This window comes from Cohnella sp. GbtcB17 (genome assembly GCF_019091135.1).
Lineage (GTDB): Bacteria > Bacillota > Bacilli > Paenibacillales > Paenibacillaceae > Cohnella.
Map to the genome: position 1 here is coordinate 71,936 of NZ_JAGXJW010000033.1, position 21,205 is coordinate 93,140.

The 21,205-nt window shown below is 61.8% G+C and carries 17 protein-coding genes; 3 read left to right on the plus strand and 14 right to left on the minus strand.

The window, feature by feature from the left end; genetic code table 11:
• Window positions 1-18: 18 nt before the first annotated feature.
• Window positions 19-1,911: an MHYT domain-containing protein gene (locus tag KVT38_RS18775; RefSeq protein ID WP_217595279.1), complete on the minus strand. Its 1,893-nt coding sequence runs from the start codon at window positions 1,909-1,911 to the stop codon at window positions 19-21.
• 298 nt (window positions 1,912-2,209) lie between these two features.
• Here KVT38_RS18775 and udk point away from each other — a divergent pair, with 298 nt between their 5' ends.
• Window positions 2,210-2,824 (plus strand): uridine kinase, encoded by a 615-nt coding sequence (gene udk, locus KVT38_RS18780; RefSeq protein ID WP_217595280.1) that lies wholly within the window; start codon window positions 2,210-2,212, stop codon window positions 2,822-2,824.
• Between the two features lie 563 nt (window positions 2,825-3,387).
• On the opposite strand, the gene KVT38_RS18785 is transcribed toward udk, so the two are convergent.
• Together KVT38_RS18785 and KVT38_RS18790 are read right to left on the minus strand one after the other, a co-directional pair.
• Entirely contained in the window at window positions 3,388-4,158 is a 771-nt protein-coding gene (locus KVT38_RS18785) for a MerR family transcriptional regulator (protein WP_217595281.1), read from the minus strand.
• Between the two features lie 88 nt (window positions 4,159-4,246).
• Window positions 4,247-5,404, minus strand: coding sequence for a glycosyltransferase family 4 protein (locus KVT38_RS18790; protein ID WP_217595282.1), 1,158 nt, complete (start codon window positions 5,402-5,404; stop codon window positions 4,247-4,249).
• A 196-nt stretch (window positions 5,405-5,600) separates the two neighbouring features.
• Here KVT38_RS18790 and KVT38_RS18795 point away from each other — a divergent pair, with 196 nt between their 5' ends.
• A complete protein-coding gene (locus KVT38_RS18795) occupies window positions 5,601-6,134 on the plus strand; it encodes a phosphatase PAP2 family protein (protein ID WP_217595283.1) in 534 nt (177 codons plus the stop codon).
• A gap of 711 nt (window positions 6,135-6,845) precedes the next feature.
• Here KVT38_RS18795 and KVT38_RS18800 read toward each other — a convergent pair.
• The 11 genes from KVT38_RS18800 to KVT38_RS18850 all read right to left on the minus strand — a co-directional run bounded on the left by KVT38_RS18800 (window position 6,846) and on the right by KVT38_RS18850 (window position 19,376).
• Window positions 6,846-7,763: an N-acetylglucosamine kinase gene (locus tag KVT38_RS18800; protein ID WP_217595284.1), complete on the minus strand. Its 918-nt coding sequence runs from the start codon at window positions 7,761-7,763 to the stop codon at window positions 6,846-6,848.
• A gap of 78 nt (window positions 7,764-7,841) precedes the next feature.
• Complete coding sequence (locus tag KVT38_RS18805) at window positions 7,842-9,431, minus strand: glycoside hydrolase family 3 protein (protein WP_217595285.1); 1,590 nt, start codon at window positions 9,429-9,431, stop codon at window positions 7,842-7,844.
• A gap of 81 nt (window positions 9,432-9,512) precedes the next feature.
• Window positions 9,513-10,658 (minus strand): exo-beta-N-acetylmuramidase NamZ family protein, encoded by a 1,146-nt coding sequence (locus KVT38_RS18810; protein ID WP_217595286.1) that lies wholly within the window; start codon window positions 10,656-10,658, stop codon window positions 9,513-9,515.
• Between the two features lie 3 nt (window positions 10,659-10,661).
• Complete coding sequence (locus KVT38_RS18815; protein WP_217595287.1) at window positions 10,662-11,366, minus strand: PIG-L deacetylase family protein; 705 nt, start codon at window positions 11,364-11,366, stop codon at window positions 10,662-10,664.
• Window positions 11,363-12,349 (minus strand): GNAT family N-acetyltransferase, encoded by a 987-nt coding sequence (locus KVT38_RS18820; RefSeq protein ID WP_217595288.1) that lies wholly within the window; start codon window positions 12,347-12,349, stop codon window positions 11,363-11,365. The genes KVT38_RS18815 and KVT38_RS18820 overlap by 4 nt, the downstream gene beginning before the upstream one ends.
• 381 nt (window positions 12,350-12,730) lie before the next feature.
• A complete protein-coding gene (locus KVT38_RS18825) occupies window positions 12,731-13,945 on the minus strand; it encodes an anhydro-N-acetylmuramic acid kinase (protein WP_306795336.1) in 1,215 nt (404 codons plus the stop codon).
• 31 nt (window positions 13,946-13,976) lie between these two features.
• The gene (locus KVT38_RS18830; RefSeq protein ID WP_217595289.1) at window positions 13,977-14,837 is read right to left on the minus strand and encodes a carbohydrate ABC transporter permease; all 861 of its coding nucleotides are present in this window, start codon (window positions 14,835-14,837) and stop codon (window positions 13,977-13,979) included.
• Window positions 14,838-14,856: 19 nt separating this feature from the next.
• Entirely contained in the window at window positions 14,857-15,759 is a 903-nt protein-coding gene (locus tag KVT38_RS18835) for a carbohydrate ABC transporter permease (RefSeq protein ID WP_217595290.1), read from the minus strand.
• Between the two features lie 102 nt (window positions 15,760-15,861).
• Window positions 15,862-17,325, minus strand: a complete 1,464-nt coding sequence (locus KVT38_RS18840) for an ABC transporter substrate-binding protein (protein WP_217595291.1) — start codon at window positions 17,323-17,325, stop codon at window positions 15,862-15,864.
• A gap of 62 nt (window positions 17,326-17,387) precedes the next feature.
• Window positions 17,388-18,302 carry an N-acetylmuramic acid 6-phosphate etherase gene (murQ, locus tag KVT38_RS18845; RefSeq protein WP_217595292.1) on the minus strand — a complete coding sequence of 305 codons (915 nt, stop codon included), beginning with the start codon at window positions 18,300-18,302 and terminating at the stop codon, window positions 17,388-17,390.
• A gap of 210 nt (window positions 18,303-18,512) precedes the next feature.
• Entirely contained in the window at window positions 18,513-19,376 is an 864-nt protein-coding gene (locus tag KVT38_RS18850; protein ID WP_217595293.1) for a MurR/RpiR family transcriptional regulator, read from the minus strand.
• Window positions 19,377-19,624: 248 nt separating this feature from the next.
• Here KVT38_RS18850 and KVT38_RS18855 point away from each other — a divergent pair, with 248 nt between their 5' ends.
• Window positions 19,625-20,905 (plus strand): 6-phospho-beta-glucosidase, encoded by a 1,281-nt coding sequence (locus KVT38_RS18855; protein WP_217595294.1) that lies wholly within the window; start codon window positions 19,625-19,627, stop codon window positions 20,903-20,905.
• Window positions 20,906-21,205 lie beyond the last annotated feature (300 nt).

Genomic DNA, 21,205 nt, shown 5'->3' on the forward strand with positions numbered 1-21,205 from the left:
CCGCGCGCCGCTGTTCCGTCAGACGTCCGGGCCTTTGAAGGATGCCGTCGCAAGCGGCAGCTCGAAGACGAAGCACGTTCCCGCTCCGACAGTCGAGGTCACGGAGATCGTCCCGTCCATCATATCGATGAGATCCTTGCAGATCGCAAGACCCAGGCCCGTCCCCTCGTGCCGCTTGGCGCGGCCGTTTTTCGCCTGGTAGAACGGCTGGAACAAATGCGCGAGCTCTTCGTCCGGGATGCCGATGCCCGTATCCCGGACCTCGAAGCGGAACCGCCGACAGCCTCCGGCCTCTTCGCCGTCAGCAGGGTGCACCGCGATCTCGATCCCTCCTTTGGCGGTGAACTTCACCGCACTGCCGACCAGGTTGATCAACACCTGGCAGATCCGCTGCTCGTCCCCGAGCACCGCATCGGGCAGACCGTCGTCGATGACGCATGCGAGCGCGAGCCCTTTTTGCCTGCACTGGGTCTGGAAAAGCATCGCCGTGTCCTTCACGAGCCCGTTCAGACTGAACGGCGCGATCGACAGCTCCATCTTGCCGGCCTCCAGCTTGGAGTAATCCAGCACGTCGTTAATCGTCGACAGCAGCAGCGCGCCGCTGCCGTGGATGACCTGCACGAATTCGCGCTGCTCCTCGCTAAGCTCGGTCTCGAGCAGAATCGCGCTCATGCCGATGACGCCGTTCAGCGGCGTGCGGATCACGTGGCTCATCACGGCCAGGAAGTCGCTCTTGACCCGCAGCGCCTCCTCCGCGTCGCGTTTGGCCGCTAGCAGCTCCCGCTCCGTCTCGACGCTGGCGGTGATATCTTTGGATATCGTATAAATGTCCTGAACGCGGCCGTTCTCCACCCAGGGCACCATCGTACAGCTGAGATGAAGCAGATGTCCTTCTTTGTGGCGGACCGTCACTTCGACCGTACCCGATTCGCCGCGAAGCGCAGCCATGAAGCAAGCCTCGAGCTGTGCGAGCTCCTCGGGATGGACCATATCGTTGTGGAGTCTGCTCGGCAGCTCCGAGGCTGCGTATCCCATGATGCGCTCCGCCGCGGGATTCGCTCTGAGGATGCGCCCGCTCGGATCGTACAAGCAGACCATATCGGGATGATGCTCGAAAATCGAATCGTATCTTCGCTGATTGGATGCCGCTATCCGTAGTGCGAGCCGCTTGTCCAATATCTGGCTGGCCATCACCAGCGCGAAAATGAACAGCATCGTTCCGCCGATAACGGCGCCCAGCAGCGCATTCCCTGCCTGCATCCGCTCCGCCGTCTCGCGCGCGTGCGCCGCTTCGGCTTCGGTGCCCACGAACGACACGGCCGCCATCGCGGTATAATGCATGCCGGCGATTCCTGCGCCAAGCAGGAGCGAGAGCAGCATTTTGGCGCCTTGGCCGGCGAAGCTCCCCTTGCGCTGATTGGCGTGGGACAGCTTAAGCGCGACGAAGGACACGGCGAACGCGATGACGATCGATGCCGCGACCAGCAGCCAGTCGTAACGCTGATCATAGGGAATGCGGATCGCGGCCATGCCGCTGTAATGCATGCCGGCGATGGCGACGCATAGCCAGAAGCTGCCGATTGTCATGGAGAGATTGGACCCCAGATTGCGAGCCATCATCCGGAAGGCCGCATAGGCGGCCAATACGGGCAGCAGGATGGAGATTCCGAGCCACGCCGGGTGATAATGAATGTCAACGGGCAGATGATAAGCCAGCATGCCGATAAAATGCATGGACCAGATGCCGAATCCCATGGCAGCCGAACCAAGCACCATCCACAAGCCGCGGTAACTTCCGCGAAGCGTCAGCACGCGCTCGTATACGAGCAGGGAGCAGTAGGAGGACAATACGGATATCAGCACCGATAAAACGACCAACGGCAGATAATAGGTGCCATGGAGCTCTGTCATGGGATGTCCTTCCCGGGCTGTGCGGCGTAAAGGGCCCAATTATGGTAGATTAACTTGTATAAACCTACTATTTCTATTTTTAGTCTAGCATACGACAGCGTTTTCAAAAGGAATGGCGAATCCTATTTTTCCGACGTGCGTCGACAATCTATTTTTAAGTATATAGGATGATACTCACCTGCGGAAAGACCTACTTCACTGGCGCCGCATTCGCTGTAACAAGCCGTCTGCCTATGCTACAATTACGGGAATCGAAAAAGAGCCATTCAATCCGGGCAAGCGGGAAGGTTGATCGACTATGCTGATTATCGGCATCGCCGGAGGCACGGGCTCCGGCAAAACGACGGTCGCGCGCTCCGTCATCGAGCGTCTGGGCGCCGGCAAAGTCACTTTTATTTCGCAGGACAGCTACTATATGGACTACCCGCATCTCGGCATGGAAGAACGCGCCAGGATGAATTACGATCATCCGCTCATGTTCGACAACGACCTGCTCGTCGAGCATCTGGGCATGCTGAAGGCGGGACGGACGGCCTATGCGCCGGTGTACGACTTCAGCTTCTACGGCCGGTCCGCCGACGAGCGGGAAACGCTGCTTCCCAATCCGATCGTCATCCTTGAAGGGCTTCATGTGCTGTACGAGGAAAAGCTGCGGCAACTGCTCGACATCAAAGTATTCGTCGACACGGATCCGGACGTACGCATCCTGCGGCGGGTGGTGCGCGACATCGAGGAGCGCGGGCGGACGATCCAGTCGGTGTACCGCCAGTACATGGAGACGGTCAAGCCGATGCATGAGGCGTTCATCGAGCCGTCCAAGAAGTACGCGGACCTGATCCTGCCCGAAGGCGGACACAACCAGGTCGGCATCGAATTGCTCACGGTGCTGACGGAGAAGTATTTGGACGGCTAGACGGCGGCGGGGCAGATCGTTGTGCGGGCCGCGCTGCGAAAGTAGTCTCGGTCAGTGTTACTTTGGCTCGCCGAACGGGCCGTGCTGCGAAAGTAGTCTCGGTCAGCGTTTCTTTGGCTCGTCGAACGGCTGGCGCTGCGAAAGAAGTCTCGGTCAGTGTTACTTTGGCTCGCCGAACGGGCCGTGTAGCGAAAGTAGTCTCGGTCAGCGTTACTTTGACTCGTCGAACGGCCGACGCTGCGAAAGTAGTCTCGGTCAGCGTTACTTTGGCTCGTCGTACGGGCCGCGCCGCGAAAGTAGTCTCGGTCAGCGTTTCTTTGGCTCGTCGAACGGCTGGCGCTGCGAAAGTAGTCTCCGTCAGCGTTACTTGACACATCGAACGGGCCGCGCTGCGAAAGTAGTCTCGGTCAGCGTTACTTTGGCTCGTCGTACGGGCCGTACTGCGAAAGTCGTCTCTGTCAGCGTTACTTATGCGAACAACCGCAGCTTCAAGCACAACGCAAAACGGGATGAAGCAGAGCTTGCCTCTGCCTCATCCCGTTTTTTTTGGTTAGTGCCCCGTGTTAAGCTTCGTTGTCGCTTCGCCCCACGTACGCCACGATCGCGTCCCGCAGAAACGCCGTCATGCCCGGTTCCTTTTCATAATAAGCCGTGAACCGCTCGTCGTCGACGTACATCTGCGCGAGCCCTGCGTGCGCCTCCTTGGAGTAGCTGCTCCAGGAGTAGGAGAGCCACCGCTTATGCAGCTCCGCCGTCCGCCGCGCCGCTTCCCCTTCGGGATCGCCGGTCTTGAACGCTTCGGCCAGCGAGGCGTGAATCTCGTCCGCCAGCTTGTTCATCTCGGCGTAATCCGCCTCGCTCATGCCCCGCAGCTTCGCGTTGGACCGATCGATCGTCTCGTCGCCGTATTTAGCGCGCACCTCCGCGCCGTACCTGGCCTCGTTGTCCGCGATCAGCTTATCCTTGAAGCCTTCGAACTTCTCTTCGTCGCTCATGTCTTTTCCTCCTTCACGGGCGTCGAGGGTGCGCTCGACGTTCGCGATCAGCGCATCCAGTCGTTCCCTTCGTTCGAGAAGCTCCTCGCGATGAAGCCGCAGCGCCCGCACGCCGTCGTAGTCCGGATCGCCCATGATCTCCTTGATCCGGTCCAGCCCGACGCCGAGCTCCCGGTAGAACAAAATCTGCTGCAGCCTGTCGACCTCCGCGGCCCCGTAAATGCGATAGCCCGACGAGTTGATTCTGGCCGGCTTCAGAATCCCGACTTCGTCGTAGAACCGCAGCGTCCGGGCGCTCACGCCCGCCAGCCTGCCCAGCTTCTGTACCGTGTATTCCATGCGATCGCCTCCCGACGACTTAACTGTAAACGTTGACGCAACGTGAAGGTCAATCGTTTTTCGAATAAAAAAAATTTGATGCCCGCCGCTACACCGCGGACGCTTCTCCGCAGACGCCCGCCAGCTCCGCGAGCAGCTCGCCGAATACGCCGTCCCAGTCGCGCGTACGGGCATAGGCGTGCGCCCGATCCGAGATCGCCTCCCGCATCGCTGGCTCCTTGTATAGCCGGGAAAGCGCCGCGGCGAAGGCATCCGCGTCGTCCGGCGGGCAGAGCAGCCCGGTCTGGCCGTCCTTCACGAGATCCGGCAGCGCGCCCGCATCGGCTGCGATCACCGGCAGGCCGAAGGCCATCGCCTCCAGCGCGACATTGCCGAAGGTCCCCGTCGGCGACGGGAACAGCAGCGCGCCTGACGCCTGCATCCAGCGCTGCAGCTCGCGCTGTGATACCGCGCCGAGAAAAAGCGCGTCGATGCCGAGCTGCGCGGAAAGGCGGCGAAGCTCGCCCTCTTGGGGCCCGTCTCCGGCGATCACCAGCCGGGCGTCGGCGTTTGTTTTTTCTTTGAAGCTGCGGAAAGCGCGCATCGCCGTGCCGATGCTTTTCTCCGGCGCGAGCCTGCCCGCGCACAGCACCGGAAAACCGGATGCAGGCACCCCATGCGCGCTCAGCCAGCCCGCGCGGTCACCCTCTCTGCCGAAGAGCGAAGCGTCGATGCCCCGGCTCCATACGCGAAGGCCGAGCCAGCCGTCGCGCCGGCACTCCTCGAGCACGGAGGGCGAAGGCACGAAGATGCGCCGGCAGGGGCGGTGGAACCAATGCAGATACCTGCGCAGCAGCGCACCCGCCCAGGTCAGATTGTAGTATGGCAAATAACGCGCGAAGTGCGTATGATGCGACGCGATCAGCGGGATGCCGTGCTTCAGGGCGAGCCGCCGCCCGGTCAGGCCGGTGCCGAACGGCGTTGCCACGTGCACGACCGTAGGCTTGAAGGCGAGCAGGCTGCGCTCGGCCGCCGGGGACACCGGCATGGCCAGCCTGCATGCCGGATACAGAAAAAACGGCAGGCTGGCGAGGCGCTCCGCCGTCTCCTGATAGCCCGGCGCACGGCGCGGACCTGCCGGTGCGAACACTTTGACGGCGATCCCCCTTTTCTCCAGATAAGCCGTCCATCGCTGCAGCGTCTTGGCTACGCCGTTGATCTCCGGGGCGTACGTGTCCGTAAACAAGGCCAGGCGGATCTCGTTCATGCGACGATTCCTCCTCCGACGATGCGTATTACGCCCATCGTACTGCGCCCGCGTTAGCGCGGGATCAGCGGAGTGTCAAATCGCGGCAGGCTTGTTCCTTTACAGTAAGGCCGACGGAACTTCATACGGCATTGACAATTAGCGGGTAGACTGGTGTCACATGAACCCGCGCCCACGCGCCGAAGGAGAGATGGCCATGGCACAGTTCTATCGCATGTTGAGCCGCTTCGAGAGCAACTGGTTCCTTTATATTAACATCCGGTGGAACCGGGCAGCGCTGACTACGCTGTTCCGGCTGTTGTCGCTGATCGGCGGAGCGACGTTCTCGCTCTGCGTCTCTCTCGCCGTCGGCCTCCTGGCCGACGGCATCTGGCGCACGGCCGGCTGGCAGGCGCTGGCTGCGGTCGTCATCAGCCATATTCCCGTTGCGCTGGCCAAACGTCTGTCCCCCAGGTCCCGCCCCTATCAAGTATTGCCCCAAGCCCGGACCGGTCCCCGCCCGCTGCAGGATCCCTCCTTCCCCTCGGGCCATACGACTGCGGCCTTCGCCCTGTTGACGCCCTGGATGGTCGCAAGTCCGGCCCTCATCCCGCTGCTGCTCCCGATCGGCGCCGGCGTCGCGCTGTCCCGCGTTTACTTCGGCCTCCACTATCCGAGCGACACCGTGGCCGGCATGCTGCTCGGCACCGCCACCGCGCTGCTCGCCGGCGTATGGATTCACGCGGCGTGATAAGGTAAGGCGGACCAAATAGTTCTGGTGAAGACCAATTCGCTGCCCAGAACCGGACACGCGCCTAAAGTGGTTCTGATGGAGACTACTTCGGCTCGCATGGCCGGGCACGCGCGTAAAGTAGTTCTGGCGGAGACTACTTCGGCTCGCATGGCCGGGCACGTACGTAAAGTAGTTCTGGCGGAGACTACTTCGGCTCGCATGGCCGGGCACGCGATCAAATTGGTTCTGACGGAGACTACTTCAGCTCGCATGACCGGACACGCGCCTAAAGTGGTTCTGACGGAGACTACTTTGGCTCGCATGACCGGGCATGCGCCTAAAGTGGTTCTGACGGAGACTACTTTGGCTCGCATGACCGGGCATGCGCATAAATGGTTCTGGTGGAGATTACTTTGGCTCGCATGGCCGGTCGAGCGATCAATGTGGTTCTGATGGAGACTACTTCGGCTCGCATGGCCGGGCACGCACCCAAGGTGGTTCTGACGGAGACTACTTCAGTTCGCATGACCGGACACGCACCCAAGGTGGTTCTGACGGAGACTACTTCAGTTCGCATGACCGGACACGCGCCTAAAGTGGCTCTGAAGGAGACTACTTCAGTACGCATGACCGACACGCGCCCAAGGTAGTTCTGACGGAGACTTCCCCCCTATGCAGCGAAAAACGACCGCCCCGTCATCTCCGATGACTAGGCGGCCGCCCGTATCCCTATTCCCCTGCCAGCATGCGCAGCGCCATCAGCGCGGCACCGGCCGAGGCGTCCCTGCGGGGCGCCATCGCCCGAATGCCGGGGCAGCGCTCACGCAGCCCCGCTTGAAACGCTTCGCGCACCTGCGCGCTCCGCAGCAGCACGCTGCCCGCCATCGCGAGCTCGCCGCCTTCCAGCGACAGCCGTTCCGCGACTGGCAGCACCAGCTGTACGAGCTCCGTCGCCGTGCGCCGCGCGATCCCGAGCGCAGCCTCGTCTCCGAGCGCGCAGCCGTCCGAGAGCAGCGGCGCGAGCGCTGCGATGTCCTGCTTGCCGGTGCCCTTGTCGTAGACGAAGCGGACGATCTCCTCCACCGATCCGATGCGGAGCCGATCGTAGACCATCTCCGTCAAGACGGTCGTCGGCCCGCGCCCGTCATGGGCACGCACGACGGCCGCGAGCAGATCGCGGCCGATGCTGTAGCCGCTGCCTTCGTCGTCGATCAGGTAGCCGAAGCCGCCCGTGCGATGGACGAGACCGGACTCGCTGCGGCCGAAGCAGATCGATCCCGTGCCCGCGATCAGAATCATGCCGTGCTCTCGCTCCAGCGCGCCGAACAGTGCCGTCTCGTGGTCGCCGACGACATGCACACCGCCCCGATAACCGGCATCCCGCAAGGCGGCGACCAGGCGACCGGGCACGGTCGGATTGCTGACGCCGGCCGCGCCGACGACCATCTGCCTGCAGGCGTCCGGGCCACCGCAGGCCGCGGAGATCGCGTCGGCGATCTCTGCCAGGCTGCGGCGGATATCCGCTTCGTCCCGCCCATTGTAGTTGATCCCGCCCGACTCGAGAGTGAACACCGTCCGCCCCGTCTCGTCGACCACGGTCACGGCCGTTTTCGTACCTCCTCCGTCCAGTCCCGCCGCGTAATTCATCCGCGTCCCTCCGCTTCTTCAAAAACTTCTTTGTTTCCAAGCGTTCGCCTCGATCAGCGGCGTGCGTCACGGCGGCTTTTACCGATGCCACACGTTCCCGATACTTCCCGCCGGGCGAACCTCGCCGGACAACACGCGCGCCACGGAATCCAGCAACAACGCCGTATACTCAAACGCGGCGAGCCCGCATTCGACGCCTTCCAGCGCCTCCAGGTCGTAAGGCTTCCCCAGCGCAACCGCCGTCACCCGCTTGCCGGCGGCGACGAGCCTGCGCACCGCTTCGAACTGGCCGGGGTTGTCGATCCCGTTGTACAATCCGTACACGACGCGGTCGTAGCCCTCGGCTTCCCTCAGCATGCGTCCGATCTCCGCCTCGTCCGGACCGATGCCGGCGAGCATCCGCCCGCCGCCCATTCGGTCCGCCATGACGTCGGGGAAGCTTGGACCGCCCGAGACCCGGCTCGAAGCCTGATCGGTCCGATACGGGAGACTGCCCACGAACAGCGTACGCGCCTCTCCCGGCTGCACAGGCGCAAGGCTGCCCGTCACCACGCAAATGCTCGCGTCGCTGATCGCTTCCGCTTCCTTGCGATGCGCCTCGCAGCCGACCACGGAGAGCGGCGGCGCCTCCGACCCCGCAGCAGCATATTTCTCCTTATAGTACAGCACCTTGTCCACCGCCGCGTCCAGCGTCTCCATCGGCAGCTCGCCGGACTGCACGGCCTGCTCGATCACCTGGACGGTTTCGCGGACGAGCGCCGGCGTGTGGCTCACGAACAGCAGATGGATGCCCGCCTTCAGCGCGCCGAGCGCGCCCTGCGCCGTGCCGTAATACTTTTTCACCGCGTCCATCTCCAGACAGTCCGAGACGACCAGCCCCTCGTAGCCCAGCTTGCCCTTCAGCAGGTCGCCGACGATCACCGACGACATCGTGGCCGGCACGCGCCGCGGTTCGATGGCAGGAAACATCATGTGCGCGATCATAATCGCCTCTGCCCCGTCCGCGATCGCGGCGCGGAACGGCAGGAGCTCGAGCGCCTCCAGCTCCGCCAGCGTTTTGCCCGAAGACGGCAGGCCCAGATGGGAGTCCACCTCGGTATCCCCGTGGCCCGGGAAATGCTTGAGCGCCGCCAGCACGCCGCCTTCCCGTAGCCCGCGCAGCATCTGCACGCCATACGCCGCTACCGTCTCCGGCGTGTCGCCGTACGAACGGACATTGATGACGGGATTGCGCTTGTTGTTGTTGACATCGAGCACCGGTGCGAGATTGAAGTTGACGCCCAGCGCCCGGAGCTCCGCCGACGTGATCCGCCCTGCGGCCCGCGCGTATGCCGGATCTCCGGCGGCTGCGATCGCCATCGCGCCCGGCACGTTCACTGCGTCGCGGGGCAAGCGCGTCACTCTTCCGCCCTCCTGGTCGATCGAGATGAGCGCCGGATAACCGGTTTCCGACCGGATGATCCCTTGCAGGTCCCCGCACAGACTTGCGAGCTGCGATTTGTTTTCCGCATTGTGAGAGAAAAGAATGATATTGCCGATCTTCCAATCCCGAACGAGCGTATCGAGCTCCTCCGTGACCGACGTGCCGGGAAATCCCGTTACGATCAACTGGCCGATCTTCTCGCGCAGCGACTGCGGCCTGCGATATGTCGCGTCTAAACTCGCCATTCTTCGCTTCCTCCTCCAAAAAGAAAAGCGGCTACCGGGCGGCTGCGCATGCGCAGCGTTCCGGTCGTCCGCGGCTTCGTTTCAATACAGATGGAACTGCGCCTTGCTCTCCCCGAACGCCCGGCTCTCCTCGCGGAAACCCGCCAGCAATCCCGGCGCATCCGCCTCCGCGCGCTCCGTCCGGTACAGGTCGTCTCCGCCGAGCAGGTCGATGAACGGACGCGAGCCTTCCCGCACAGGGGGGAGAAACGAGAATTCCTCATAATTGCGCTTGATCGCATACAACAGCGTCACGCCGGTCTCGAGCGGCCGCACCGCGCGGATGTCGGTGACATGGAGCTGCACGCCCCGGCAAAATGCGCCTTGATGCTTGGAAAAGGAAGGCTTGAAGTAGGCGGGCCGGAAAAACACGCCCGGCAGCGCCAGTCCGTTCATCTCGTCCGCGAGCCGTTCCGCATCGATGAAGGGCGCCCCGATCATCTCGAACGGGAACGTCGTCCCCCGTCCTTCCGACAGGTTTGTGCCTTCGAAAAGACAGGTGCCGCTATACAACAGCGCCGTCTCGAACCGGGGGATGCCGATCGACGGATGGATCCAGAGACGGCCAGTGTCCGGGTACAGCATGTCGCGCTTCCAGCCCTCGCAGCGGACGACATGCAGATCGGCGCCCCAGCCCTGCTGCGCATTTGCCATCGTCGCGACTTCGCCTGCCGTCAATCCGTACCGCACGCATAGAGGATAGCCGCCGACGAACGACCGGTAGCCTTCTTTCAGCACATTGCCTTCGACTTCGACGCCGCCTAGCGGATTGACCCGGTCCAGCACGACGAACGGCTTGCCCGCCTTCGCGCAGTCCTCCAATGCGTAGAGCATCGTATAGATAAAAGTATAATAACGGACGCCTACGTCCTGAATGTCGTAGACGACCATGTCGACCGCGTCCAGCATCTCCTGCGTGAGCCGTTTGGAGTCGCACCTGTACAAGCTGTATACCGGCACGCCCGTCCGCTCGTCGGTATACGTCTCCACCAGCCCGCCGGCATCCTGATCGCCGCGCACGCCGTGCTCGGGCGAGAACAGCGCCGCCAGCGCGTACCGCTCGTGCAGCAGCTCGATCGTAGACTTGAAGCCGCGCGAGAGACCGGTCGGCGACGTAATCAGGCCAAGACGCTTGCCGCGAAAAAGGCTGTCGTAGCGTTCGAGATTGTCAACGCCGTTCAGGATCATCGCCTACAGCTCCGACTGGCGCAGGCGCAACGTCTCCTCGGGGACCATAAACGTCTCCGCGTACGTCTTGCGCGCTTCGATCCCGCGTACGCGGGCCAGATGCTTGTAGTACTCCATGTAGGGGAACGACTTGCTGCCGGTCACGAACCAATGCGTCGACAGCGCCTTGATCCACAGGTCGTAAGCCTCTTGATCGAAGTCCACGTAGACGTATGGACGATAGTCGACGGCATCTTCCCAATTTTCGGCGTAATACAGCTTGCCCGCGAAGGCCGCCGGCAGCTCCCGCTCGATGGAAGGCAGGCCTGCAAAAAAGCGCGCGTCGTTGACGATCCGGTGCGTCGTCATATGGTCTTTGTGCATGCTATTTTTAAAATGCGTGATGATGATGCTCGGCCGCACCTTGCGGATCACGTCGCACACGCGCCAGCGGATTGCCGCGTCGTCCGGCAGCTCGCCGTCGGGGATGTCGTCGAAAACGATCGCCTCGCCGCCCAGCAAGTCCGCGAAAGCATGCGCCTCCCGGATTTTCTGCGCCCGGTAGTCAGCCATGTCTTGTCCCGCAGGCACGCCGCGCTCTCCTGGCGTAAGCGCCAGCGTCACGATGCGGTCGCCTTTGAGCGAATGACTCGCGAGCACGCCGCCCGCCGTCAGTTCCATATCCCCTACATGGCCGCCGATGGCCAAAATCGTCTGCTGCTCGCTCATTGTGTTAGCTCCTTCCGCATGATCGCGAATTGACGTACCGTGTTGAAGCCCGCTTTCTCGTAGATCCGAAGCGCAGGATTGTTGCTCCCTGTGAAAAGCGACATGTAGTCGGCGCCAACATCGCGCAGCGCCTCGCACAGCTTAAAAAACAAAATGCTCCCGAGCCCGCGGCCCTCGTGGTCCGGGTGAACGCCGATGCCGGCGAAGTAGCCGCGGCCGTTGTCCTGCCGGACGACCGGTCCCGCGAAGCCGGCCGCTTGGCCGCCCGGCGCCGCCGCGATCACGACGGGCACGCCGTCCGCGGCGCAGGCCGCAATCTCGCGCTCCCAGGCGGGATTGGCGAGACCGGCGAGCATCTCGGCCAAGCCGGTATGTCTGCGCGGATCGAACAGCTCGACGGTGTAGCCGGCTTCAGCCGCGTTGTCCTCCTTGGCCCGGATGTCGGCCGGAATGACGAAGTCGTTCAGCGGCCTGTACATCGCACACTGGCGCGCCCGATCCGTATACCCTTCGCTCAGGAGGAAGCGATACAGCTCGGAGTCGGCCGGTACGCCCGGCGCGTTGTTGTGCTCGTGTCCGGGCGTGCCCGGTATATACCAAGGCAGGCGCATGGGGTTAAAAAAGAGCACGTCGGACTGGCGCTTGCCGAGCGCTCTAAACCGCGTTTCCAGCGCCTCGAGCAGCGTCGCCCGGTTCGCGTCCGCAGCGAATCCTTCGGCCAGCACGATGCATGTGACGTATCCGGCCGTCTCGCCGAGCGGCAGGTCGTCGCCCGTGCAGCCGCAGGCGAAGCCGCGAACCCCGCCCTCGTCTAACAGCACGTACGTGCAGGCCGGATCGAAGTACCGGTTTGCCGTAAAAATCTCGGCGAACGTCTCCGGCGTCAGCTCCTTGTAGCCGTCGCGGACGGCCGAGCCGTTCCAGAGCGCGACGACCGCGTCCGCATATCGTTCTTCCCAGGTCGCTACCTTCAGTTGAGTCATCCGCCCGCACCCTCTCCGTTAAGCAGCCGCTGCCGTTAGCTAGGCTAGGTTCAATTTCCGCGCTGTAACCATGCTTTTCTCGCTTGCTGGGTCCGCACACGCGAACACCTACGCTCCAACAGCGTTTTTCTCGCTTACTGCAGAAGCTCCGCCCTGTAACCGCGCTTTTCTCGCTTGCTGCGCCCGCACACGCGACCCCCTACGCTCCAACAGCGTTTTTCTCGCTTGCAGCTCAAGCTCCGCCCTGTAACCGCGCTTTTATCGCTTACAGCGCACGTACACACGTACACCCTCGCTCCAACAGCGCTTTTCTCGCTTGCAACTCATGCTCCGCTCTGTAACCGCGCTTTACTCGCTTACAGCGCAAGCCCCATACTGCGCTCAGTACGAGATCTTCCCCAGCACCACCGGTCGCGCAGCGCCCGTTGCCGCCGGCAGGTTGGCCGGCTGCCGGGCCATCGCGTAGTCCGCGAGCAGCGCGAACGCGATCGCCTCCTTGGCGTCGCTGCTGCCGCCGACCGCCTCCTGCGTCGCCACGGCCACGCCGCGCGCTGCCATCTCGGCGGCAAGATCCCGCATCAGCACGGGATTGTAGCTGCCGCCCCCGCCGACGATCATGAGGTCCGCGGCGTGCCTCGCCGCGATAAACCGGTCATACGCATCGCCGATCGACCAGGCGGTCAGCCTCGTCACCGTGGCCGCGAGATCCGCGTCCGATAACCCCTGCTCGCGGCCGCGGCGCACGATGCGCTCGACGTAGTCCGCGCCGAACCGCTCGCGGCCCGTCGACTTCGGTACGGGCAGCGCATAGTACGCGTCCTGCCGAAGCTCTCCGAGCAGCGCTTCGCTCACGCTGCCTCGTGCCGCCAGCGCGCCGCCCGCGTCCATCGCGAGCGCGCCGCCGGTGACGAGGCTAACGACGCCGTCGATGAGCATGTTGCCCGGACCGGTATCGAAGGCGTACACGTCCTCGGGCCCGCAGCCCGCCGGGATGACGGTCACATTGCCGATGCCGCCGATGTTCTGCAGCAGCAGCGTCCGGTCCGGCTCGCGATAGAGCAAATATTCTGTAAACGGGACGAGCGGCGCGCCCTGTCCGCCTACCGCAAGGTCTGCGGGACGGAAGTCCGACACGCACGGAATGCCCGTGCGCGCGGCGATGACGGCGCCTTCGCCGATCTGCACGGTGTAGCCGGCCTCCGGCGCGTGATAGATCGTCTGCCCGTGCGAGCCGACGACCGACACGTCTGCGGGCGACAAGCCCGCTTCGCCGATGACGGACAGCGCCGCGTCCGCGTACAGCGCCCCGAGGCGAACGTTCATCGCGCCGACCCGGTCCACTGTCGTCCGCGCCGGATCGAACAGCTCGAAAATCTCGCGCCGCACATCCGCCGGGTACGGCTTGTTCTCGAAGGCGAGCAGGCGCACGGAGATCCCTTCATCCCCGCCCGGCACGCCTAAGATCTCGACCGCCGCGGCGTCGATGCCGTCGACGGACGTGCCGGACATCAGGCCGACCGCGTAGCGCCGCGATGGTTCGCCCGTCGCTGTCCCGCGCCGCTCGTCCACAGCTTCGCAGCTCTCCGGCATCGCCATTCGCCGAGTCCCTTCCTTTCCCCCGCCCATATCAGCCCTTGACCGCGCCGACGGTGACGCCCTCGAGGAAGTACTTCTGCAGGCTGAAGAACAGGATGAACATCGGCACCGCCGAGATCGTCGCGCCCGCCATCATCGGCGAGAAGTACGTCGTGTTGGCGAAGCGGAAGTTTTTGAGACCGACCTGGATCGTCTGCATGTCCATCGTGTTGGTGACGAGGAACGGCCAGAAAAACGTGTTCCAGCTGTCCATGAACGTCAGGATCGCGATGACGGCCATGACCGTCTTGGACAAAGGCATAATGATCCGGAAGAAAATCTGGAACTGGCTGCAGCCCTCCACCTTCGCGGATTCCATGATCTCGGTCGGGATGCTGCTCATGAACTGCTTGGCGAGAAACACGTTGTACACCGTCACAAGGCCCGGGAGGATGAGCGCGCTGTACGTATTTTCGATCTGAAACGTATTGACGATCAGAATGTACAACGGCACCTGCGTCACCTGGTACGGGATCATCATCGCCGCGAGCAAAATGGAGAAAAGCACGCCCCTGCCCTTGAAGCGCAGCTTGGAAAACGCATAGCCCGCCATCGTCGCGAAGAAAACGTTGGTGATCGTCACGGCGCCCGCCACGATCGTCGAGTTCAAGATCCAGCGGTACGAGTACTCGCTATAGTTGAAGAAAAAGGAATACGACTCCAGCGTGAACTTCCCCGGCCAGATGGAATAGCTGACGGCTCCCGCTTCGACCGGATCTCCGAACGAGGAGATGACCATGAAGTAGATGGGGAACAGCGTCGCCAGCGCGAAGAGCAGGAGAAGGACGACAATCACGGTATTGCGGGCTCTCTTGCCCGCCCGGCTGCCGGTATGGTTATTGTAGAGTGACATGTGCGGTTGCCTCCTTCCCCTAGTAGTCCACGTCTTTGCCCAGGAACTTGAACTGGAACAGCGAGACCAGGGCTATGATAAGCGCCAATATCAGAGATTGGGCCGCGGCTTTGCCGAATTCAAAGTACTTGAAGGCATTGTCGAAAATAAGCAGGCCGACCATCGTCGTCGCGTGGTCCGGTCCGCCGCCGGTCATCAGATACGCGTTCTGGAACACCTGGAACGATCCGATCACGGCCGTCACGAGCAGGAACAGCGTCGTCGGCTTGAGGCTCGGGATGACGATATGCCACAGCTTCTGCAGGAAGGATGCGCCGTCGAGGTCCGCCGCTTCGTAGTAGCTGTCGTCGATGCCGAGCAGCGCGGCCAGGTAGATGATGATGCTGGCGCCGTGGCTGGACAGCCAGGCCATGATGACGAGCGAGAACATCGCCGTAGCGCTCGAACCAAGCCAGTTCTGGTTGTGCGCGCCGAACCAGCCGATGAATTGATTGAAGATGCCGCCCGGCATCGGATCGAAGATCCACAGCCAGACGAGCGAGAGCGCGACGCCCGAAGCCACGACGGGCAAATAGTAGACCGCCTTGAATACCGTCTGCAGCTTCTTGCGCAGCGGCAGGATCATGATCGCCACGAGGAAGGACAGCAGCAGCGCGACCGGAACGGTCAGCACGGTGTAGTAGAGCGTGTTTTTAATCGACTTCCAGAACAGGTCGTCCTTGAAGGTCGCCGTATAATTGTCGAAGCCGATGTAGGTCGAACCCAGCGGCTTGTATTCCTGGAAGCTGATGAGGAACGCGCTTAAGACTGGATAGGCCGTAAACAGGGCGTACACGATGAGCGCGGCCGCGATAAACGCGTAGCCCCATGCGCCGTCTCCTTTGATCTTGCGCTTTTTGACCGGTTGTGCCGACTGGGCCATGTGCAGGACTCCTCTCTTCGCGTCCGCGTATGAAGAAGGATAGCCGCATGCGGGGTGTTCACGCGGCTATCCGTACGCGAATGCGTTATTGCGAATGCGTCGTTAATCTTGGACGATGCCGTCTTGGCCGAAGGCGTCGATCGCGGCCTTTTTCACCGCGTCGTACATGTCCTGCGGCTTGATCTCGCCGGCGAGCAAGGCTTGCATTTTCGGAACGATGACTTCGTTCTCGATCTTGATCGCCTTGGCGCCCAGATCGGCCGGGATGTCAGGGCGTGCAGGCGCGGCGTGGGAGAGCATCGTCTCGACGGCTGCGACGTTGTCCGGATTGCGGTCGATCGTCATCGAAGCCGCCGCTTCGCGTCCGCTCTTGGTGATGTGGGCGGCGAACAGGTCGTTATTCGTCGTCGCCGCGACTTTGCCGCTCGACAGGAAGTAAGCGGCCTTGGCGATGTTGGCCTTGTGCTCGGCGGTCGGCTCCTTCTTGCCGCGGAAGGCGACGTAGCCGTCGACGACCGTCGAGGACACCGGCTCCGCACCTGCGAAGGTCGGCACCGGCAGGACGATATAGTCGACCTTGATGCTGTCCTTGACCGCACTGCCGTCTTTGGCGTCGATTTTCTCGTTGTTCTTCTTCGCGGAATTCTCGAACGTCGCCAGGCCCTTGCCGGTGATCATCGTCTGGCCGGTCAGGAACATGTTCCAGCGCTTGCCCGCGTCGACCGAGCTCAGCTCCTTCGGCATCGAGCCGTCGTCGATCATCTGGCGCAGATCCGTCAGCAGCTCGAGATAGTTTTTGCTCGTATAGGCATACTTCAGATCTTTGTTAAACGCCGCCGGCATGCCCGCGCTCTTGGCCATAATGCCAAGGTAGTCCTTGGAAGCGACGCCGGCCGTTGCGAAGACGAAGCCGTAGCGGGAGGTCGCGTCGCCGTTTTTCACGACGCCCTTCTTGATCGCGTCGCGGAATTCGTCGTAGGTCCAGCCGTTTTTCTGAACGTTTTTCCAGTCGATGCCCGCTTCCTCGAGGAATTGCTTGTTGCCGCCGATGGCGTGAACTTCCATATAGGCGGGGAAGCCGTACAGACCGGAGCCGTTCTTCATGTACTCGAGCGGCGCGGCGTCGTAGTCGCCCGTCATCTCGGGCGTCGCAACGTCGGTCAGGTCGAGCGCCATGCCTTGCTGCACGTACTTGGAGATGCCGTCCGAGCCGATGAACGCGATGTCCGGCGGGCTGCCCGCGTTGACCTGCGTGTCGAGCTTCTGCGTCATGTCTTCCCAGCTGGCCGGTTCGATCTTCAGCGTGAGGTTCGGGTACTTGGCGTTAAAGTCCTTTTCCATCTGGTCAAAGTTGTCCTGGTACGTGGGCGATACGGGTGGCAGCAGCGCCGTGATCGTATCCTTGGCGCCGGAATCGGCGGAGCCGGATGCTGCGGCGGAACCGGATGCGGATGCGGCCGGGCTGGACGCGCCGTTGTCGTTCTTGTTGCCGCCGCACGCGGTCAGCGCGGATACGGACAGTGTCGCTGCGAGCATGAGCGAGAGTGCTTTGCCTTTGTTCATCATTCGGATGACTCCTCCTTGGGATGGCCCCTTCACGGGTGAATGATAGGACTAACGCTTGCAATTTAAACGACTTGCTTGTGCGCGCGGATCGTCGCCTTGAGATTGCCTTCGAAGCGGGCCAGCGATGCGGCCGCCTCCGAAGCGGCGAGCCCCGTCTCGATCATCAGAATCGCGAGCTTGCAGCTCTGCGATGCCCGCGCCAGGTAATCGGACGCCGTCTCGGCGTCGACGCCGGTCGCGGCCTTGATGATGCGGATCGAGCGATCCTGCAGCTTTTTGTTGCTCGCCTTGAGGTCGACCATCAGATTGTTGTAGGTTTTCCCAAGCTTGACCATCGTCGCCGTCGTCAGCATGTTCTGCACCAGCTTCTGCGCCGAACCGGCCTTCAGCCGTGTGGAGCCCATGATGACCTCCGGTCCGACGACCGGCGCGATGCAGATGTCGCAAACTTCGCCGAGCTTCGAGTCCTTGTTGTTGACGACGCCGATGGTGGCCGCGCCGATCTCTCCGGCCCGCCGGATCGCGGCGATGACGAAGGCCGCGCTGCCGCTGGCGGAGATGCCCACGACTGCGTCCTTGTCGGTGACGCCGATGCGCTCGACGAGCGCCGCTCCCTCCTCCGCATTGTCCTCGAATCCTTCCACCGCTGTCCGAAGCGCCGTATCCCCGCCTGCTATATGCCCCTGCACGAGCTCAGGGTCGACCCCGAAGGTGGGCGGACACTCGGATGCGTCCAGTACGCCGATTCTGCCGGATGACCCGGCGCCAATGTAGAACATTCTGCCCCCGCTCCTGAGCCTGGCATGCAGAACGTCCACAGCCTCCATGATGTTCGGAATTTCTTCCGCCACCGCGGCCGGAACGGCGGCATCCTCCCGGTTGAGAAGATGCAGCATCTGCTCCGTTGTGCACTCGTCGATCGTCCGGGTTGCCGGATTGATCTTCTCGGTGGTTAGACCCGCGAGATATTCGTTCATGGCCATTCTCCTACCCTTTGTTTGTGAGGATCGTCCTTTCATGGATCTATTTAATGCCCCCTCTTGGGCTCTATCTTATCGCCTTCGCTTTGTAAGCGTCAATACTTTTTGAAATAAAATTTCATAGTAAAAATTTTAATTGCATTTTTATTTTCAGAAAAGCAACAAAAAAAGACACTGCCAAGTCGCTTCGGCAATGTCTGAAAACGGTTATCTGCGGTGCTTGCCCGCCAAAATATTGTGGGTTTTCAACAAATACTTTTTAATATTCGGATATTCCGCGCTGGCGACCCCGGCGAACAGGATGTCGATGACGGTCAGCATCGCGATGCGCGACCCCATCGCCCCGCTGCGGATCGTGACCTCGGGCGTGGAGATGCTGAGCACGATGTCGGCTTTGTCAGCGAGCTCGCTCTTATTGAACTTGGTGAGCGCGATTGACGTTGCGCCCGCGCGCTGCGTAATCTCGAGCGCCTCGAGAATCTCGATCGTATCGCCCGAGTTCGAGACGAAGAAGGCGACGTCGCCCTTGCCCAGCAGCGTGGCCGCCGTCAGTTGGCTGTGCCCGTCCGTATAGGCGTGGCACATCTTGTTGATGCGGGAAAACTTCTGCTCGCCGTCCATGCAGACGAGTCCCGAGGCCCCGATGCCGAAGAACACGATCCGGTTCGTATCGCGCAGTGCCTGGACCGCCTTGGCTATCGCGCCCCGGTCGATGATGCTGAGCGTATCCTCGATCGACTTCATGTTGTTGTACGAAATGTTCGAGATGACGACATTCAAGTCGTCTCCCGGTTGGATGTCGGTATATTCGTCCTTCTGCTCCTCGTCCATCGAGCCGAGCGACGCCGAGATGCTCACGATGAAGCTGCGGTAACCGCTGTAGCCGAGCGTCTTGCAGAAGCGCAGCACCGACGCGTCGCTCGTCCGGCTGAACTGCGCGAGACTCTTGATGGAGAGGTGGGGAATCTCCTCCGTGTTGGCGAGGATGTACTCGGCCACCAGCCGTTCGACGGGCGTCATGCTGTCCTTCATGTCGCGGATCTTGAGCAATATATTGTTCTGGATCGCCATGGTAGGTACCTGCGCATTCTGTCGTATTTTAGTAAATAGTAAGGCCATTTTTTCCAAAAGACAAGGGACGGCGGGATGGTTGCGCCAATTGTGACTGAGAAATAATATTTTGAAATAAATATATCACATTGAAATAAAATTTCTATATTTTATTGTTGGCAAGGAGACCCCGTGCTATAATAGCCGCAAATGAAGGGCCGGCGCTTACAAGATACGTTGAACCGAACAGGGCCCGCAGGAGGAATGTCATGAGCAAGCTGAAAATCGCGATTATCGGGTCCGGCAGCACGTACACGCCGGAGCTGATCGAAGGCATCATCAAGCGCAAGGGCGTGCTGCCCGTCAGCGAGCTCGTGCTGATGGACATCGACGCGCATAAGCTGAACGTCGTCGGCAGCCTGTGCCGCCGCATGATCGAAGCGGAAAATCTGTCCTGCCGCGTCACGCTGACCCAGGACCTGGACGAGGCGCTGCGGGACGCGGACTTCGTGCTCGCGCAAATTCGCGTCGGCAAGCTGTCCGCCCGCGTGCTCGACGAGAAGATCCCGCTCAAATACGGCCTGATCGGCCAGGAGACATGCGGGATCGGCGGCTTTTTCAAGGCGATGCGCACGATCCCGGTCATGCTGCAGATCGCGGAGCGCATGCAGGAACTGTGCCCGAACGCTTGGCTGATCAACTTCTCGAACCCGGCGGGCATTATCACGGAGGCGCTGCTCAAGCACACCGGCGTCAAGATGCTCGGCCTTTGCAACGTTCCTTACAATATGTACAAGAGCATCCGCGAGTCGCTCGCGCTGCCGGACGCCAAGATGACGTATGTCGGCCTCAACCACCTCAGCTGGATCACCGCGATCGAGCAAGGCGGCAAGGATTATCTAAAAACGGCGCTGGAGCTTGGGCTCAACAGCGAGGCGATGAAAAACATTCCGTCGAGCGGCTTCAGCCGCGAGCTGGTGAACATGGTCGGCGCGATTCCTTCCTCCTATCTCGAGTACTACTACTTCAAGGACAAGAAGCTGAAGCTGCTGAAGGAGAGCGAGCAGACGCGGGGCGAGAAGTGCATCGACATCGAGGCGGACCTGCTGCGGATTTACGAAGACGCCGAGCTGCACGTGAAGCCGGAGCTGCTCTCCTCGCGCGGCGGCGCCAACTATTCGGAGGTCGCGATCAGCCTCGTGGACGCGATCTGGAACGACAAGCGCGAGGTGCATGTCGTTAATCTGCTGAACCGCGGCGCTTTGTCGTTCATGGAAGACGACGACGCGGTCGAGGTGTCCGCGGTCATCGGCAAGGGCGGCGCGGTGCCTATCGCGGTGCCGGGCTTTGCGAATCGCCATATCATCGATTATATGCGGATGGTGAAGGCGTACGAGCGCGAGACGGTGGCGGCCGCGGTGACCGGCAGCGAGGACGCCGCGATGCGGGCGCTGCTCATGAACCCATTGGTGGGCGACTACAACACGGCGCTGGCTTGCTTTAACGAGCTGAAGGAAGCGCACAAGGCGTATTTGCCGCAGTTCGGGTGAGTATCTGCAGCGAGTTCGAAACGGCGCGAGCCGGTTTAGGGCGGGCGAGCTAGTTTGGGCGGGGCGAGCCGGTTTGAGACTAGATAGAGGATGTTTTTTCCTCTATAGGCCGGTGGCGAGCCGGTTTGAGACTAGATAGAGGATGTTTTTTCCTCTATGGGCCGGGGGCGAGCCGGTTTGAGACGCCATAGAGGATGTTTTTTCCTCTATGGGCCGGGGGCGAGGGTACTGTCAAGAAGTTTGTGTAAGTAGGTCTCTTCGTCGAAATTGCACAGCCTAGGTATAGTTGTACGACTGGAG